Origin of the sequence: Xenorhabdus littoralis (assembly GCF_033949345.1) — a bacterium.
GTDB lineage: Bacteria > Pseudomonadota > Gammaproteobacteria > Enterobacterales > Enterobacteriaceae > Xenorhabdus > Xenorhabdus littoralis.
Map to the genome: position 1 here is coordinate 99,958 of NZ_VCDP01000002.1, position 16,101 is coordinate 116,058.

A 16,101-nucleotide genomic window follows, 5' to 3' on the forward strand; every position below is an offset into this window, starting at 1 on the left:
AATAATTTCGCTCTCTATCTGGGAGAGATAAAATAATTATCTGAAAAAGGTCATCACCCCAGTTTTTGCAGAGTGCTCTCTATCGCCTGCCGCAATAATTCACGGTCATGGCGATAGGGAATATCCTGAGCTTCCAAAACTTGCTGCATCACAATCCGGTCACTGAAAGGACTGATATCAGTCGATGGGCCGACGATAAGCGCATTAATCATCTTGCGCCCAATCTTATCTTCCATGATCCCAAGTTTATCTTTTAACGACAATCCGGCAGCGGCATGACTAAGTTCTTTCCCCAGATTCCCGATATAAATCATGTTCGCGTTACTGCGGCGCAGAGACTGGGTTAAATCTTCCAATAATAGCAACGGCATCAGACTGGTGAAAAAACTGCCGGGGCCGATCAGAATCAAATCTGCCTGTTCGATGGCATCCAATGCTTCTTTCGTGGCACTGACATGGGGATAAAGTGATAACTCTTGTGGCACAGAATGGAGTTGATCGATATTCACTTCGCCATAAATAGTATTGCCTTGATCATCCACAGCCATTAAATCAACGGATTGCTCTGACATCGGGATCAAATGCGCATTAACTTTCAGTAAATTGCGGAGCAGATTGATTGCCTCAAGAGGACGGACACTTAAGTGATCCAGCGCCTTCAACATCAAATTACCCAGATTATGCCCAGCCAGCTCACCATTACCACTGAATCGGTACTCAAACATGGCAGATGCGACAGTCGGTTCTGTGATTAACTGATTGAGACAGTTACGCATATCTCCCCATGCTATCCCTCCTTCTGAGCGGCGTATTCTTCCGGTTGAGCCACCATTGTCGGTTGTCGTGACAATACCTGTCAGGCGGGCTCCGAGAGATGAAAGAGAAGACATAACACGTCCGAGTCCATGACCGCCTCCGAGGGCGACAACGCGATCCAAATCAGCTAATGTGCGATTTCGCATAAGGTTCCTGTTACTGGCTAAACGTAAAGAGCTTTAATAAAACCGATGTAATCTATCATAAAATATGCTTCTTTCAGAAATGACTGTGGTTTTGTGTGGTATTTACTTGGTATTGTTGAGAAACAGTCTGGAAACACAGTCATAATCTGGTGTCATAACGTACAGTTAACTAGCTGTATAATAAGATATATATCGGGGTTGTTATTCGCTTTTTTTTATCTTAAGCGTTAGAATCTTTGCCGAGCATATCGCTACTCTCGTAGCTATTCACATAAAAGTTCACATAAAAGTTCACATAAAAATTTAATTGATATTAACTCCTAGCCTCTGTGTCTAAGTCGCTGTTCTATCAAATGGATACCACATTGATATGATGCTCTGGCCGTGGCTCCTGAGCCACCGGGATGCAAGGTAGAAATACCTGCATCTCCCGTACTTGGAAGGTGTTATTGTGGAACAACTTGTCGATGCATTCTCGCGTAAATTTTATTATTTGAGGTTATCTATTACAGATGTGTGTAACTTCCGTTGCACATACTGCCTGCCTGATGGATACCGGCCTCATGGCCATAAATCGTTTCTTTCCCTGCCAGAAATTGGACGCATTGGTCGCGCATTTGCTGAACTTGGCACAGAGAAAATCCGCCTGACAGGAGGAGAGCCAACCATGCGTCGTGATTTCTGCGATATTGTTGCAGTAGTTCACGAAAATCCGCAGATAAAAAAAATTGCTGTCACAACCAATGGTTATCGAATGGAACGGGACGTATCTCAATGGAAAAAGGCAGGATTGACAGCAATTAACGTCAGCGTTGATAGCCTCGATCCTCGACAATTCCACGCTATTACTGGTCAGGATAAATTTTTTCAGGTTATGCGCGGCATTGATGCGGCATTTGAAGCCGGATTTAACACCGTGAAAGTCAACGCAGTGTTGATGAAGAATGTGAATGATACCAACTTGCCTGCTTTTCTTGACTGGATTAAAAATCGCTCAATCCAATTGCGTTTCATTGAATTGATGGAGACGGGGGAAGGTAGTGACATTTTTCATCGTCATCATCTTTCGGGTGAGGTTATCCGTCAACAGTTGCTGCAACAAGGCTGGCAGCAGCAGCAACGCGAACGCAGTGACGGACCCGCCCAAGTTTTTCATCATCCTGATTATCAGGGACAAATTGGTCTTATCATGCCGTATGAAAAAGATTTTTGCCAAAGTTGCAATCGCTTAAGAGTGTCTGCAATTGGTCATCTTCACTTGTGCTTGTTTGGTGAGCAAGGTATTCCATTGCGTGATTTGTTATCTGATGATGCATCGCTTGATGATCTGAAGTTACGGATTCAGGGTGGTTTACGTCATAAACGTGAAACTCACTTTTTACATCAGGGTGACAGTGGGATTACTCCCAATCTTTCTTTTATTGGCGGTTAATTGCACTATTTATGTTTTATTTATGTTTTATTTATGTTTTATTTTCAGGAGTAAAAAATGCCCCAATTAACCCATATTAATACTGCGGGTGAAGCTCATATGGTGGATATTTCTGCCAAATCTGAAACTGTGCGTGAGGCCAGGGCAGAAGCATTTGTTGCAATGCAGGCTGAAACACTGGCCATGATTGTTGCTGGTGATCACCATAAAGGTGATGTTTTTGCGACTGCTCGTATTGCAGGTATTCAGGCAGCAAAAAGGACTTGGGAGTTAATCCCGCTTTGCCATCCACTGTTGCTCAGTAAAGTAGAAGTCCAACTGGAAGCGCAAACAGAACACAATCGTGTCAGAATCGAATCTTGCTGTCGTTTGACAGGAAAAACAGGCGTGGAAATGGAGGCGTTGACAGCGGCATCTGTGGCAGCGCTGACGATTTATGATATGTGTAAAGCCGTGCAAAAAGATATGGTTATCGGGCCTGTGCGGTTGTTGGAAAAAAGTGGTGGTAAATCAGGGGATTTTAAGGTGGAAGCATGATAAAGGTACTGTTTTTCGCTCAAGTCCGTGAGCTGGTGGGGGTGGATTCACTCGAACTGCCGAATGATTATTCAACGGTTGCACATCTTCGCGATGCACTGACTGAAAAAGGTGAGCGATGGGCATTGGCACTGGAAGAAGGCAAACTACTGGCGGCGGTTAACCAGTCTTTTGTCCATGCCGGGCATCCTTTGAATGATGGTGATGAAGTGGCTTTCTTCCCGCCGGTTACGGGAGGATAATCATGGGAAACACGCGGATTTGTGTTCAACGTGAGATATTTAATGTTGGCGATGAATATCAGTGGCTCTCACAGTGTGATGAAGATGGTGCTGTTGTAACTTTTACAGGCAAAGTCCGCAATCATAACTTGGGAGATAACGTCAACGCGCTGACGCTTGAACACTATCCCGGCATGACGGAAAAAATGTTGCAGGACATTGCTGATGAGGCCCGCCAACGTTGGTCTCTGCAACGTATCAATATTATCCATCGCATTGGTGAGCTGTATCCGGGAGATGAAATCGTTTTTGTTGGTGTCACCAGCGCTCATCGCAGCATGGCTTTTATGGCGGCAGAATTCATCATGGACAACCTGAAAACCAAAGCCCCATTCTGGAAAAAAGAATCCCTTTCGGGAGGTGAGCGTTGGGTCGAGACGAGGCAGAGCGATCAGGACGCAGTAAATCGCTGGTAGATCATTCTGTGGACTACCTCGAAAACTGGATAGATAAATAATATGTCACTAAAATTGCCATTAATTGGCGGATGGCTTTGTTAATGTTCTATGCTAATGTATAACTTTTGTATAGATTGTTTATTTTTAAACAATCTTAATCCTTAAACATTATTATGAAAAGGTAATCATCATGGATCGATATCAACGTTCTAATGATTCGATTGTCCAGAAAACTGGTTCTGGTATACAAACATATATGGCGCAAGTCTATGGCTGGATGACTTGTGGTCTGTTGCTAACTGCATTTGTTGCATGGTATGTGGCAAATACTCCTGAGATTTCAGACACCATTTTCAGTAACTCCATTGTTTTTTATGGATTGATCATTGCGCAGCTTGCACTGGTGTTTGTGCTGTCTGGTCTGGTTCATAAAATGAGTGGAACATTGGCAACAGGCTTGTTCATGCTGTATTCGTTGCTAACCGGGCTAACACTTTCCATTATCTTTGTGAAATATACTAGTGGTTCTATTGCCAGCACATTTGTGGTTTCTGCGGGCATGTTTGGTGCATTGAGTGTTTATGGCTATACCACCAAACGCAGCCTGAGTGGTATGGGTAGCTTCCTGTTTATGGGGCTTATCGGTATCGTTCTGGCTTCTTTGTTAAACATCTGGCTGAAAAGCCCGGCGTTAATGTGGGCAATCACCTATATTGGTGTTCTGGTTTTTGCAGGTCTGACTGCATATGACACCCAGAAACTGAAAGAAATGGGTGAAGAACTGGATGTTAACGATAAAGAGAACCTGCGCAGATACTCTATTACCGGCGCACTGACTCTGTATCTTGACTTCATTAACCTGTTCCTGATGTTGCTGCGTATTCTGGGTGATCGTCGGTAGTTGCCGATATACCGAATCATTTATGAATAAAAAACCCTGCTAAGGCAGGGTTTTTTATAGGAATTAATAATGTTTCATGGTAGGTGGTGTGGGGTAAAATCTACATGTTCTTTGTATATTATATAGAGTACCATTATCCATTAATTGGTAACTTTCCGATTTTCCAGTGAATAAAATTGACGTTTAGGTTCTGATAATTTTAATCGTTCAGTCTCTCTATAAAGTTTATTTTCATTTTTTAAATTAAATAAATTTCTTGTATGAGTTAACGCATTTCGGATAATGTTTTCTATAGACATATTGTTATCCTTATATTAACTGTGCTGTATAAAATCCATTTTTACTTATTTCTTTATGGAGGATGATAACTTTTTTATTTAAAAAAATTTATTCCATTGATTTTATTATTTTTTTAACCCATTCAGTAAAACATCAAGGGAATTTAATGCTTCAGACAAGGCTTTGTCTGGCTGTTGGCTTTTGGCGATCCACAAAGCGGCATCCATCAAACCTCCATTAATTAATCGAGCCAGAATATGTGGAGAAGTCGGTGTAATCTGACCTTTTTCCATTAGTGTATTTAACATCGCTGCGATTGAAGCAATACATTGTAATCTGGCATCTTGTAACTGTTCGGCATCCAAAACAGAAGATGCGTCACATAGGACAACCCGTTGTATTTCTGGTTCTATGGCCATTTCTAAGTATGCATGACAGCGACCGGTGAATACTGTCCAAGTATCTGTTTCATGCATTGAGATTTCTGTCAGGCGGCCATCCATTTCTGCATCAATTTGTTGCAGTACGGCAAGAAACAGCCCTTTTTTATCCCCGAAATGATGATACAGAGCACCCCGTGTCATTCCTGCTTTAGCGGTCAGGTCATCCATCACAGTATTTGCATATCCTACCGTACCAAATTGTTGGCGTGCAGTTTCAATCAATTTTCGTCGGGTTGCTTCAATCATTTCAGTTCTGGATTTACGTACCATCTCTTCTTAACTCCAAATTTATGCAGTTCGATTTTTATAATTGACATATATAGCGTATGTCAATTAACTTTGCATACGTCTCGTATGTAAGTTTCTGGAAATTTTTGATTTTATAAATATGCTGACTTCATAGGTTACTCAGGAGTATTTATGGCAAATCCGTACAAAGAGTTGTTTAGTACACCCGGCGCATTGGCATTTTCTAGTGCCGGATTGATTGCACGAATGCCAATTTCTATGGCAGGGATAGGAATTATTACCATGCTCTCGCAATTGAAAGGATCTTACTGGATTGCCGGGGCTGTTGCTGCTACGTTCACTTTTTCTATGGCGATATTGGCTCCGCAAATTTCACGGATGGTAGATCGTTTTGGACAAAGTAAAATATTGCCTTACGTGACTGCGTTTAGTGTTATCTCAATGTTCATCCTTTTACTTTGCACTCATTTTCAGGCGCCGAATTGGACATTATTTGTTTTTGCCGCTTTATCCGGTGGGATGCCAAGTATGCCTGCGATGGTCAGGGCGAGATGGTCCGAAATCTATCGGGATGATCCACGTCTGCATACCGCTTTTTCTTTTGAGACGGTTTTGGATGAAATCTGTTTCATTATCGGTCCTCCGATTTCTGTTGGATTAAGTGTGGTTGTAGCACCGGAAGCCGGACCACTAGTGGCTGCACTCTTATTGGCTATCGGAGTCATGGTGTTCATATCACAAAAACAAACCGAGCCTCCTGTACATCCACATGCAATAGCAAATACCGCCACTGTTTTGAAAATACCTTCTGTACAAATATTGGTTTTATCACTAATCGCATTGGGTACAATTGTCGGGACTATTGATGTCATCAGTGTGGCTTTCGCCGAGCGACAAGGGCAACCTGCTGCTGCAAGCATTGTTCTGTCAGCATATGCCATTGGTTCTTGTTTTGCAGGATTGGTATTTGGTGCAATTAAAATAGCGGTTCCTTTACCCCGTATGTTTATGTTTGCAGCATTGGCGACAATGTTGACGACTGTGCCGCTATTGCTGGCCTTCGATATTTTGACACTTGCAGCGATAATATTTGTTTCTGGATTGTTTTTTGCTCCGACAATGATTATTGCGATGGGATTAGTGGAAAATACAGTACCTTCCCATAATTTGACTGAAGGTCTGACTTGGGTGATCACAGGGTTAGGTATTGGCGTTGCTTTTGGTGCTTCACTTGCCGGATGGGTGGTCGATGAAATGGGTATTCAAGCGGGCTTTATTATTACGCTGGTTGCAGGCATTGTCGTATTTTTGGCATCTGTTTGTGGTTATAGATTGATGCAACCTAATAGTATTCAGCGCCTGACCTAAATTCATTTTTTTCTATTTTTTTTGAGAAAACAGAAGTTGGGAAAGAGAGCATATTTTGTTAAATATCGCTCTCTTTTTTGTCTGGTTTTAGCTTCAATCAAGCAATTTTACTGCGGAACAGTCGATAAGCGATCCCACCCGTCGTTGCAGTAATTGCCAACAATGGCCATAAATTCGGCCAAATTACTGACAAATCAGCGCCTTTCAAATAAATCTGTTTAGTGATATCCGTAAAATGCCGAATCGGATTAATCCACGTGATGTCCTGTAACCAGACGGGCATATTTTCCACCGGAGAAATATACCCAGAGAGCAGGATTGCGGGCATCATGAAGACAAACACGCCGATAAAAGCCTGTTGTTGGGTGGAGCAGACCGCAGAAATCAGCAAACCGAAACCAACCAGAGATAAGCCATAAATCAACATGCAGCCATAAAATAACAATAATGAACCTGCGAAGGGGATTTGATAAAACAATGTACCAATCAGCAGAACAATGGTTGCCTGCATGGTCGCCACAACTAATGCGGGAATAGCTTTACCGAGGAATATTTGCCATGTTGCCAGTGGAGAAACCAGCAATTGATCCAGCGTTCCCTGTTCCCGTTCACGGGCAACGGACAGTGCCGTGACAATCAGAACGCCGATGGTGGTAATCATGGCAACCAGTGACGGTACGACAAACCATTTATAATCCAAATTGGCGTTATACCAGTTACGAATGACTAGCTCACTATTATTGAAACGGGGAGAATCTCCCAATAATTGTTTCTGGTAATCCATCACAATTTGTTGGATATAGTTAGCAGCAATCTGGGCACTATTTGAATTACGCCCGTCCAGCAAAACTTGAATTGAGGTTGGGTTATGATTGGCAATATTGGCACTGAAATTCTGTGGAAAGCGGACTAATAGCAAAGCTTTGCGATCATCCAGAGTAGGACGGATCTCTTGCGAACTGGTCAGTAAAATGACATCAGGAAATGCTTTTGATTTCGCCAGCCGTTGGGTTAACTCAATAGAGGCTTGCCCTTTATCCTCATTATAAATCGCAATGGTGGCATTTTTGACTTCCAGTGTGGCAGCCCACGGAAACAGAATCATTTGCAGAATCACGGGCAAGATCAAAATATTTCGTGTTTGCGGCTCTCTTAATAGAGACTGCAACTCTTTCATGATTAGCGTATACAGACGATAAAACATGCTATTTCCCTTTTAATCCAGATGCCGGCGGGTTTTCCACGCAGTCAGGCCGATAAAGACGATGGAGCTGGCAATTAGCAGGAGAATATTGGTGATCAACACCGTACCGATATTCCCGGCCAGAAAGAGCGTCTGTAAGCCACTGACAAAATAACGTGCAGGGACGACATAAGTAGAAGCCTGAATAAGCACGGGCATACTGTCTATTTCAAAAACAAAGCCGGATAACATAATGGCAGGCAAAAAAGCGGCATTGAGGGAAATCATCGCTGCATTGAACTGATTTCGTGTCAGGGTGGAGATTAGCAGCCCCATACCTAAAGCCGTCGCGAGATAGAGACTGGAAACCAACGCCAAGATCCAGAGTGAGCCGCGATAGGGAACGCCCAGCACAAAAACTGCAAATACCATGCAAAGCACCATGACAAAAGATCCCAGTGCTTGATAGGGCAATAATTTGGCGAGCAGTAATTCTGTTCGGGTAACTTGGGTTGAGAGCAGGGCTTCCATCGTCCCGCGCTCCCATTCACGGGCAACTACGAGCGAGGTAAGGATTGCGCCAACCACGGTGATAATGATAGATACTGCACCGGGTATAAGAAAATGTTGGCTAATGGCTGCGGGATTAAACCAGTAGCGGATTTGTGTATCGATTAGTGGTGTAGTTGAAACGCCACGATCCTGCCCTCGTTGCTGAAGCCAGATTTGCCAGATACCTTTGGTATAGCCCTGAACAAAGTTGGCGGTATTGGGTTCGCTGCCATCGGTTATCACCTGAATAGGAGCATGACTATCTGCACGGGCAAGTTGGGCATCAAAATTCACCGGGATTACAATGATGCCCCGAATTTGGTTTTCCTGCATTTTTTTGATTAAGAACTGACGATCGTCGCTGATCGTCGCATCAATATAAGGCGAACCTGTAAACGCATGTACTAATTCACGGGCATCTTCGCTTTGCTGCTCCATCAGAATACCAAGACGAAGTTTGCTGGAATCAAGGTTAATGCCATAGCCAAAAATAAATAGCAGCATCAAAGGGATCACCACCGCAATCAAGGTACTGCTGGGATCACGGATAATCTGCTTCGTCTCTTTGATGCAAAGGGCTTTTAATCGACGCCATGAGAAACTGACTGCTTTCTGGGCTGCATGTTCAGGGTGACTCATTGCGGCTCCTTATCGTAATTCACTACGAGATCGATAAACGCATCTTCCATGGAAGGATTAGGACGCTCATCAGTGGCGACCAATTGTTTCAGCTCATCGGGGGTTCCTGCCGCAATCAATTTGCCTCTAAATACCAGCCCGATCCGATCACAGTACTCTGCTTCATCCATAAAATGAGTGGTGACCATCACAGTAACACCTTTATCTACCATTCCATTGATATGTAACCAGAATTCTCGGCGGGTCAGAGGATCGACACCTGAAGTCGGTTCATCCAAAAACAAAATGTCAGGTTCGTGCATCAAGGCGCAGGAAAGGGCAAGGCGCTGTTTAAAGCCGAGTGGAAGACTATCCGTTTTTTGACCCAAAATGGGTTCGAGATTAAAAGCACTGATCATATCGGTCATCTTTTCTTGCTGACGCCGGCCTTTCAGTCCGTAAACCCCGGAAAAGAATTTCAGATTCTGCTCAACAGTCAGGTTGCCATACAGCGAAAACTTCTGAGCCATATAACCAAGACGTTCGCGAGCCTTGCCAGAGCTGGTTTTTAAATCCATATCCAGAACCAGTGCACTGCCTGATGTGGGGATCATCAGTCCACACATCATTTTGAAAGTCGTGGATTTTCCTGCTCCATTTGGCCCCAGCAAGCCAAAAATTTCTCCTCGCTTCACTTGGAAATCCACATCATCGGTGGCGGCAAAATCCCCGAATTTTTTGGTCAGGTTACAGGCTTCAATCACGGTTTCTGTCGGATTTGGCGGGATTTGGGGCATAATTTCAGCCAATGCCGAACGATGGGACGGGCCTCCACCCAATAAATCAATAAAAGCATCTTCGAAACGAGGTTCCGCATCGAAGATATTGGCTTCAGATAGCCCTGTTTGCCGGAGTAATTCGTTTTTATCCGCCTCTGCTTTTAAGATCAGACGGACATATTTTCCCTGAATCACACCATCGGTCACTTGGGGCAGGGTAAGAACATGTTGCAGCATTTTGCGACGAGCGTCGGGTTTGACATCAAGCAAAAAAGATCTGCCCGCAATATTTTTAGTCAAATTTTGCGGTTGACCGCGATAGAGCAACTGACCATGATTCATGAGCAAAACATCACGGCATAACTCAGCTTCATCCTGATAAGAGGTACTCCACAGGATTAACATACCCTCGGAGGCGAGTTCGTGTACCATTTGCCATAATTCACGGCGGGCGATGGGATCAACGCCGACACCGGGTTCATCAAGCAACAAAACTTTCGGGCTACCCAATAACGTACAAGCCAGCCCTAATTTTTGTTTCATGCCTCCGGACAATTTTCCGGCCAATCGTTCAGTAAAACGGGTTAAATCTGTGAAGGTCAGTAATTTTTGAAATGTAGCTTTGCGTTCTTCACCAAGTACACCACGCAGATCGGCATATAAAGTGAGATTTTCCATCACGGTTAAATCTTCATATAAACCGAATTTTTGTGGCATGTAGCCGAGTTCAGAACGGACTTGAATGCTGTCCTTGATGGGATCAAGTCCCATGATTTCAATATTGCCGCTATCAGGCCTCAATAATCCGGCCAACATACGTATCAACGTGGTTTTTCCAGCCCCATCCGGACCGACAAGACCTGTAACTGATCCACCCTGAATTTCTGCCTGTAGGTGAGATACAGCAGGAGCGTCCAATCCTGGAAAGGTTTTCTCCACGCCGTTCAGTTTTATCGTATAGGCTGAACTGGTCATGTTATCACCTTACTTATTTACTTCAGTAGAACTTGAATCAGCAAAGCGCAGGGTGACTGGCATTCCTTGTTTCAGACTTTCATCCGGGTCAAGGACAATAACCCGCAAGCGATAGACCAAATCGGTTCTTAAATCCGGCGTTTCAACATTTTTGGGAGTGAATTCGGCAGTCGGAGAAACAAAACCGATTTTGCCATGATAGGGCTGGTTTTTTCGTCCATCGGTATAAATCAGAATTTCCCGTCCTGCGGTTGCTTGATTCAGGTTGGGTTCATCGATGTATGCTCTGATCCAGACAGGATTAGTTAATGACAGGGTAAAAACAGTATTTCCGGCCGCCAGCATCGTGCCCGGTTCAATGGCTCGTGTCAGGATCACACCGGTTGATGGAGAGGTGAGCTGAGTATCTTTTATGTTGAGCTCAGCTTGTGCTACGGCAGCGTCTGCTTGAGCCAACTGAGCTTTGGCAGCCGCAATTTCTTCTATGCGATAACCGGTTTCGAACTGGCGTAATTTATCTTTTGCTGCCTGATAAGCTGCCAGTGCTTGATTGCGTCCGGTTCTGGCATTTTCCAGATCATTGGCTGAGATGGTTTTGCTCTGCCACAATCCTTGCTGGCGTTTCAGAAAACTATCAGCAAAGCGGAATGCCGACTCTTTTTGAGAGACTTCGGCACGTACCTGGGCGATTTCTTCGCTACGATAACCAGCTTCGGATTTGGCAAGATTAGCTTTGGCAACATCTTGGGCAGCTTTGGCTTGATTCAGGGCATTGATAAAGGGAGCATCATCAAGATGACCGAGTAGCTGTCCGGCATTAATGGCATCCCCTTCATCTACTTGTAAGTTTGCCAGCTTACCGGCAACCCGAAAACCAAGATTGACAGTTCTGACATCGACATTGCCATACAGGGTTAATTCCCTGCGATTTTGTTCCTGATAATAATAGATACCAACAACAGCACTGATAACAACAATGAGCACCAATAGGGCAAGAGCAAACTTTTTACTGTTCATACTATCCCTTCTGTCTTGTTCGATTTATATCCGGCGCCTTTCAAGTTGCGACGTTGTTGGCTGCAACCTGGAATCCATTGGATATATATTGTTTCCTGCGTTACTTCTTTCTTAATCCATCGAGCAATAAATTGATATGTTGAGATAAAACTTGATTGATTAATTCATATTCTTTAGCGCCAATATTATCCCAGCCTGTCTGGCGCAATAAGGCTTCCCGGGCCAGACGGAAAGAGAGGATTTCACCCAATAGGGCATGAGTGTGGATCTGGGTTGAAATTTCGTTTTCATCAGCACCAATATAATTGGCAATTAACTTATTCAGACGGGAATAAATCGGTGCCAGTCCTTGTTCATGCATGACATTGTAAGCCTCTGTTGGCGTTAGCTGCTCATGCGACATGATGCGACTGATATTGATACTGCTTTTTTCAAAAATCAGGCGGTTGTAGCTAACCATTCCTTGATGGATAAATGTCAATATTTGTTCTTGTGGATAGGGTTTTGGTGTTTCGGCAAAAAAATGATCAATTGCTTTAATTAAGGGAGAAAACTCTGATTTTAGCCTATCGGCAATATGTTGCACGACAGCGAGGTATAATCCTTCTTTAGAGCCAAAATAATAAGCAATGGCGGCAATATTCTGTTGTGCATGTTGGGCGATATTGCGGGTAGTCGCACCATCCAAACCTGATTTACCAAAAATTTCGATCGCTGCTTCAAGGAGTTGCTGTTTGGCTTGTTCGCCTCGTGAGGTTTGAGCCGTCTTTGCTGCCATGTTAGAATATTTCCTGTTACAAAGAATTTCCGAGTGTCGTAAATATATCAATCGTATGATTAACTTTAAAACTAAAGTAACTAGATGTAAAGCCGACACAAATTGTCTTTTTAATAGACAGTAATAAAAAATAATTTGCTTTTTTTGATTAAGACCCAAAGATAATTGTCTTCAATCAGCTCTTTTACGTGAATAATTGTCTTTTTTGAGTCTGCTTGGAAAAACATATCTGTTATAATCCCCCACCTAATGGTGCATTGCAGTTTGTGTAATTTCTTTGCGTTTATCGCGTCTGTTTTCTTCCCATAAAACTGCCCTGAATTGATATCAGGAATGGTGAAGTCTGGAGTATTTCTTATTTATGAATTTTGAATCACTCGGCTTAAAAGCTGATATTTTGCGTGCCGTTGAAGAACAAGGCTATGCGGAACCTACCCCTATTCAGCAGCAGGCCATTCCTGTTGTACTTTCCGGAAAAGATCTGTTGGCCAGCGCCCAGACAGGAACGGGGAAAACAGCAGGATTTACTTTGCCTATTCTGCAACTCTTGAGTGAATCCCCGATTCAGGCAAAAAATCGTCGTCCGGTCAGGGCATTGATTTTGACACCAACCCGTGAGCTGGCGGCTCAGGTAGGTGAAAATGTACGTAATTACAGCAAGTATCTCGGATTGCGTTCGTTTGTGGTATTTGGTGGTGTCAGCATCAATCCGCAAATGATGAAATTACGTGGCGGCGTGGATATTCTGGTCGCAACACCGGGACGTTTGCTGGATTTGGAACATCAAAACGCAGTGGATCTTTCCCGCGTTGAAATTCTGATCCTTGATGAAGCTGACCGTATGCTGGACATGGGCTTTATTCATGACATTCGTCGGGTATTAAACAAGTTACCGGCAAAACGCCAGAATCTTCTGTTCTCCGCAACTTTCTCTGATGAAATCAAGGGCTTTGCCAATAAGTTGCTGCATGATCCGGTGAGTGTCGAAGTCGCTCGTCGTAACTCTGCATCTGAACAGATTGCTCAATCAATCCATTTTGTAGACAAAAAACGCAAAAGCGAATTGCTTTCCCACATGATAGGCAGTCAGAACTGGCAGCAAGTATTGGTATTCACGCGTACCAAACACGGAGCGAACCGGCTGGCAGAACAACTGAATAAAGATGGAGTGACTGCCGCAGCTATCCACGGTAACAAGAGTCAAGGTGCAAGAACCCGTGCACTGGCTGATTTTAAAACGGGACAAATCCGTGCATTGGTAGCGACGGATATCGCTGCCCGTGGATTGGATATCGACCAATTGCCCCATGTAGTCAACTATGAATTACCGAACGTTGCAGAAGATTATGTTCACCGGATTGGTCGAACGGGCCGTGCGGATGCGACAGGACAAGCGATATCACTGATATGTGTTGATGAACACAAATTGCTGAAAGATATTGAGCGATTGTTGAAACGGGAAATTCCACGCATTGCGCTCCCGGGTTATGAACCTGATCCTTCCATCAAGGCTGAGCCAATTCAGAACGGACGCAATGATCGTGGTAACAGCCCGCGTGGAAACAGTTCTCATGGAAACAGTTCTCGGGGGAACAGCTCACGTAATAGCCGTTCTCGTGATAACGATTCCAATGGAAACAGTCCTTGGGGTAGCGGCTCTCGCGATAATCATTCACGTAGTGAACAATCTCAAAGTCAACGCAGCAATGGTAAACAAGGTCATTCGAAACCAAACCAAGCTAGCCAAAATGGTGATCGTCCGCGTAGTCAGGGGGCGCCATCGCGTCAACGCAACACAACTAAAGCACCACGTACCACAACATCAAGAGATTAATCAATGCGTGTTTTGCTGGCTCCAATGGAAGGTGTTCTGGACTCTCTGGTCAGGGAATTGTTGAGTGAAGTCAACGATTACGACCTTTGTATCACAGAATTCCTGCGAGTGGTTGACAGCTTACAACCGGTAAAGGCTTTTTACCGGTTGTGTCCTGAATTGTATCACCAGAGTCGTACATCATCAGGAACACCAGTCAGAATCCAGCTTTTAGGGCAATATCCAGAATGGTTGGCAGAAAACGCAGCCAGAGCGGTTGAATTAGGATCATGGGGTGTTGACCTAAACTGTGGCTGTCCGTCCAAGGCAGTAAATGGCAGTGGTGGAGGGGCGACGTTATTGAAAGATCCTGAACTTATCTACCTTGGTGCTAAAGCCATGCGTGAAGCTGTGCCTGCACATTTACCGGTAACGGTAAAGGTTCGTCTGGGATGGGATTCCGGATCACGTCAGTTTGAGATTGCAGATGCTGTCCAGCAGGCAGGCGCAACTGAATTAGCGGTGCATGGACGAACCAAAGAAGATGGTTACAAAGCAGAACTCATCAATTGGGAAGCGATTGGCGAAATCCGGCGTCGTCTCTCTATTCCTGTGATTGCCAATGGTGAAATCTGGGATTGGCGGAGTGCTCAGGAGTGCATCAAAACGACAGGATGTGATGCTGTCATGATAGGACGTGGCGCATTGCATATCCCAAACTTGAGTCGGGTGATTAAATATAACGAACCAAGAATGTCATGGGACGAAGTGCTTAATCTGTTGCAAAAATATACTTATCTGGAAAAGCTGGATGCACCGAGGTTGTATCACGTTGGCCGTATCAAACAGTGGTTGGGATATTTACGGAAAGAATACGATCAAGCTGATGAATTATTTATGCAGATCAGGGCATTAAAAACCTCATCAGATATTTCTAATGTTATCTCTTGGGTAGCCAATAAAAATATTGTTAATGTATAAACAGTAAGACGGCAGGGTTGTAATATACCACGGTTGGAAAATTTAAAAGACTATTGCATATATAAGATAAATGAATATTTTTTAGATTAATGTAACACCTAATTATCTAATTAAACATGATTAATGAATAATAATTGTTTCTAATTATATATTTTTTATTATGTTTTTATTGGTTTTATATTTAATTTTGAATTTATTTTTTATTTTAATGCAGCTAAATTTAAAGTCTTAATTATTTATATATTAAAATTAACTCGGATTAATAAAATAAATGATATGGCGAATTTTTTTTACGTTTAATCTGGCGTAACTAAAATGATCGGCTATAATAAAATTATTGATGACGATTGAATGAATATATTCATGGTTTATGATCTATTTAGGTATAGATAGTATACATAATAAAATTGTAAAAATAATGACTAAATGTGTAAAATAACATCTGTATAATTTACCTATATATGGTATGCGGATTTCAATATTTTCTATATAAAGCATTTTTTACATATAGTATGTTGCTCTAATCCTGAAATATCACTATCTCATTATAGATAA

16 protein-coding genes and 1 riboswitch are annotated in these 16,101 nt (G+C 43.2%); of the genes, 8 read left to right on the forward strand and 8 right to left on the reverse strand.

Annotated elements, in window-relative coordinates; translation table 11 throughout:
- Positions 1 to 53: 53 nt before the first annotated feature.
- Positions 54 to 962 (reverse strand): uridine diphosphate-N-acetylglucosamine-binding protein YvcK, encoded by a 909-nt coding sequence (yvcK, locus tag FE394_RS00470; RefSeq protein WP_319924441.1) that lies wholly within the window; start codon positions 960 to 962, stop codon positions 54 to 56.
- A gap of 305 nt (positions 963 to 1,267) precedes the next feature.
- A riboswitch (molybdenum cofactor riboswitch) is annotated at positions 1,268 to 1,424 on the forward strand.
- Here yvcK and moaA point away from each other — a divergent pair.
- The 5 genes from moaA to FE394_RS00495 all read left to right on the forward strand — a co-directional run bounded on the left by moaA (position 1,414) and on the right by FE394_RS00495 (position 4,511).
- On the forward strand, positions 1,414 to 2,394 hold the full coding sequence (gene moaA, locus FE394_RS00475) for a GTP 3',8-cyclase MoaA (protein ID WP_319924442.1): 981 nt from the start codon (positions 1,414 to 1,416) through the stop codon (positions 2,392 to 2,394). (Overlaps the previous riboswitch by 11 nt.)
- A 57-nt stretch (positions 2,395 to 2,451) precedes the next feature.
- Positions 2,452 to 2,931, forward strand: a complete 480-nt coding sequence (moaC, locus tag FE394_RS00480) for a cyclic pyranopterin monophosphate synthase MoaC (protein WP_319924443.1) — start codon at positions 2,452 to 2,454, stop codon at positions 2,929 to 2,931.
- Positions 2,928 to 3,173 (forward strand): molybdopterin synthase sulfur carrier subunit, encoded by a 246-nt coding sequence (gene moaD, locus FE394_RS00485; RefSeq protein WP_319924444.1) that lies wholly within the window; start codon positions 2,928 to 2,930, stop codon positions 3,171 to 3,173. Before moaC ends, moaD begins: the two co-directional genes overlap by 4 nt.
- A gap of 2 nt (positions 3,174 to 3,175) precedes the next feature.
- A complete protein-coding gene (moaE, locus tag FE394_RS00490) occupies positions 3,176 to 3,628 on the forward strand; it encodes a molybdopterin synthase catalytic subunit MoaE (protein WP_319924445.1) in 453 nt (150 codons plus the stop codon).
- Between the two features lie 172 nt (positions 3,629 to 3,800).
- Positions 3,801 to 4,511 carry a Bax inhibitor-1/YccA family protein gene (locus FE394_RS00495; RefSeq protein WP_319924446.1) on the forward strand — a complete coding sequence of 237 codons (711 nt, stop codon included), beginning with the start codon at positions 3,801 to 3,803 and terminating at the stop codon, positions 4,509 to 4,511.
- 140 nt (positions 4,512 to 4,651) lie between these two features.
- Here the strand turns inward: FE394_RS00495 and FE394_RS00500 are convergent, their stop codons facing one another.
- Positions 4,652 to 4,810: a hypothetical protein gene (locus FE394_RS00500; RefSeq protein ID WP_319924447.1), complete on the reverse strand. Its 159-nt coding sequence runs from the start codon at positions 4,808 to 4,810 to the stop codon at positions 4,652 to 4,654.
- Positions 4,811 to 4,915: 105 nt separating this feature from the next.
- Entirely contained in the window at positions 4,916 to 5,503 is a 588-nt protein-coding gene (locus FE394_RS00505; protein WP_319924448.1) for a TetR/AcrR family transcriptional regulator, read from the reverse strand.
- A gap of 150 nt (positions 5,504 to 5,653) precedes the next feature.
- On the opposite strand from FE394_RS00505, the gene FE394_RS00510 reads away from it, so the two are divergent.
- A complete protein-coding gene (locus FE394_RS00510; RefSeq protein ID WP_319924449.1) occupies positions 5,654 to 6,850 on the forward strand; it encodes an MFS transporter in 1,197 nt (398 codons plus the stop codon).
- Between the two features lie 97 nt (positions 6,851 to 6,947).
- On the opposite strand, the gene FE394_RS00515 is transcribed toward FE394_RS00510, so the two are convergent.
- From FE394_RS00515 to FE394_RS00535, 5 genes are all read right to left on the reverse strand, one after another.
- A complete protein-coding gene (locus FE394_RS00515; RefSeq protein WP_319924450.1) occupies positions 6,948 to 8,054 on the reverse strand; it encodes an ABC transporter permease in 1,107 nt (368 codons plus the stop codon).
- A 12-nt stretch (positions 8,055 to 8,066) separates the two neighbouring features.
- Complete coding sequence (locus FE394_RS00520; RefSeq protein WP_319924451.1) at positions 8,067 to 9,224, reverse strand: ABC transporter permease; 1,158 nt, start codon at positions 9,222 to 9,224, stop codon at positions 8,067 to 8,069.
- Positions 9,221 to 10,957: an ATP-binding cassette domain-containing protein gene (locus FE394_RS00525; RefSeq protein ID WP_319924452.1), complete on the reverse strand. Its 1,737-nt coding sequence runs from the start codon at positions 10,955 to 10,957 to the stop codon at positions 9,221 to 9,223. The genes FE394_RS00520 and FE394_RS00525 overlap by 4 nt, the downstream gene beginning before the upstream one ends.
- A gap of 9 nt (positions 10,958 to 10,966) precedes the next feature.
- Positions 10,967 to 11,974 carry a secretion protein HlyD gene (gene hlyD, locus FE394_RS00530; protein WP_319924453.1) on the reverse strand — a complete coding sequence of 336 codons (1,008 nt, stop codon included), beginning with the start codon at positions 11,972 to 11,974 and terminating at the stop codon, positions 10,967 to 10,969.
- Between the two features lie 100 nt (positions 11,975 to 12,074).
- A complete protein-coding gene (locus tag FE394_RS00535) occupies positions 12,075 to 12,752 on the reverse strand; it encodes a transcriptional regulator (protein WP_319924454.1) in 678 nt (225 codons plus the stop codon).
- Between the two features lie 361 nt (positions 12,753 to 13,113).
- On the opposite strand from FE394_RS00535, the gene rhlE reads away from it, so the two are divergent.
- Together rhlE and dusC are read left to right on the forward strand one after the other, a co-directional pair.
- Entirely contained in the window at positions 13,114 to 14,586 is a 1,473-nt protein-coding gene (rhlE, locus tag FE394_RS00540; protein WP_319924455.1) for an ATP-dependent RNA helicase RhlE, read from the forward strand.
- Between the two features lie 3 nt (positions 14,587 to 14,589).
- The gene (dusC, locus tag FE394_RS00545) at positions 14,590 to 15,546 is read left to right on the forward strand and encodes a tRNA dihydrouridine(16) synthase DusC (protein ID WP_319924456.1); all 957 of its coding nucleotides are present in this window, start codon (positions 14,590 to 14,592) and stop codon (positions 15,544 to 15,546) included.
- The last annotated feature ends 555 nt before the right edge of the window (positions 15,547 to 16,101 follow it).

Bases quoted from the DNA above. Each gene is read 5' to 3' on its own strand.
- hlyD (WP_319924453.1), bottom strand. From the start codon at position 11,974: ATGAACAGTAAAAAGTTTGCTCTTGCCCTATTGGTGCTCATTGTTGTT.
- moaE (WP_319924445.1), top strand. From the start codon at position 3,176: ATGGGAAACACGCGGATTTGTGTTCAACGTGAGATATTTAATGTTGGC.
- FE394_RS00495 (WP_319924446.1), top strand. From the start codon at position 3,801: ATGGATCGATATCAACGTTCTAATGATTCGATTGTCCAGAAAACTGGT.
- moaD (WP_319924444.1), top strand. From the start codon at position 2,928: ATGATAAAGGTACTGTTTTTCGCTCAAGTCCGTGAGCTGGTGGGGGTG.
- FE394_RS00505 (WP_319924448.1), bottom strand. From the start codon at position 5,503: ATGGTACGTAAATCCAGAACTGAAATGATTGAAGCAACCCGACGAAAA.
- yvcK (WP_319924441.1), bottom strand. From the start codon at position 962: ATGCGAAATCGCACATTAGCTGATTTGGATCGCGTTGTCGCCCTCGGA.
- dusC (WP_319924456.1), top strand. From the start codon at position 14,590: ATGCGTGTTTTGCTGGCTCCAATGGAAGGTGTTCTGGACTCTCTGGTC.
- FE394_RS00525 (WP_319924452.1), bottom strand. From the start codon at position 10,957: ATGACCAGTTCAGCCTATACGATAAAACTGAACGGCGTGGAGAAAACC.
- FE394_RS00535 (WP_319924454.1), bottom strand. From the start codon at position 12,752: ATGGCAGCAAAGACGGCTCAAACCTCACGAGGCGAACAAGCCAAACAG.
- moaC (WP_319924443.1), top strand. From the start codon at position 2,452: ATGCCCCAATTAACCCATATTAATACTGCGGGTGAAGCTCATATGGTG.
- FE394_RS00520 (WP_319924451.1), bottom strand. From the start codon at position 9,224: ATGAGTCACCCTGAACATGCAGCCCAGAAAGCAGTCAGTTTCTCATGG.
- FE394_RS00500 (WP_319924447.1), bottom strand. From the start codon at position 4,810: ATGTCTATAGAAAACATTATCCGAAATGCGTTAACTCATACAAGAAAT.
- FE394_RS00515 (WP_319924450.1), bottom strand. From the start codon at position 8,054: ATGTTTTATCGTCTGTATACGCTAATCATGAAAGAGTTGCAGTCTCTA.
- FE394_RS00510 (WP_319924449.1), top strand. From the start codon at position 5,654: ATGGCAAATCCGTACAAAGAGTTGTTTAGTACACCCGGCGCATTGGCA.
- rhlE (WP_319924455.1), top strand. From the start codon at position 13,114: ATGAATTTTGAATCACTCGGCTTAAAAGCTGATATTTTGCGTGCCGTT.